Below are 532 nucleotides of genomic sequence, written 5' to 3'. Positions count from 1 at the left end.
TGTTTAACCCGAATACAAATTACTTCTACTGGTATCAATTCTCTTTTCATTTTCTGATGCGTCCATTCAAAACGGCTGTACCCTTCTCTTAAAGCTTTCCCGACAAGATCAATACCTTTATCTTTTGACAGAATACCGTCAGGTTGATATTCAGGGGAAAGATGATAAAAATTTTCAATAAAATCGGGCTTGTCTATCATATCGAACATTTTTACAGATTCCTGATTACAATCAATAAGTTTTAGATCTTTGTCCCAAAAAATAACGCTAAAAGGAGCGGCATCAAGCATTATCTGTGTTCGCTCATCAGCCTCGTGTATTTTCATTGTTTGGCTATTGTGGTTTATGGCGGTACTCATCATTAATCCCGCCGATCTTAAAATACTAATTTCTTCATTTAAGAAACTGCGTTCACGGCGGCAGTCATCTATGCTGGAAAAACCCCAAAAAACGCCGGCAAGGAACATCGGGATAATAAAAATAACTGTTTCTTATAAAAATCTCCGAACCCACCAGACAGGCAGAAAAATCG

General features: G+C 37.6%; 1 protein-coding gene and 1 pseudogene. One reads left to right on the top strand and one right to left on the bottom strand.

From position 1 onward, the window contains the following. A pseudogene (locus ACYVTD_RS16015) lies at positions 1 to 362 on the bottom strand (hybrid sensor histidine kinase/response regulator); the annotation flags it as partial. On the opposite strand from ACYVTD_RS16015, the gene ACYVTD_RS16010 reads away from it, so the two are divergent. Beyond that, positions 346 to 532: hypothetical protein (locus ACYVTD_RS16010; RefSeq protein WP_461248677.1), on the top strand; the 187-nt coding region annotated here is incomplete at its 3' end. The pseudogene ACYVTD_RS16015 and the gene ACYVTD_RS16010 sit on opposite strands and share 17 nt — an antisense overlap.

Source organism: Treponema sp. R6D11 (genome assembly GCF_054786075.1).
This window is presented reverse-complemented; position numbering and strand designations above follow the sequence as displayed.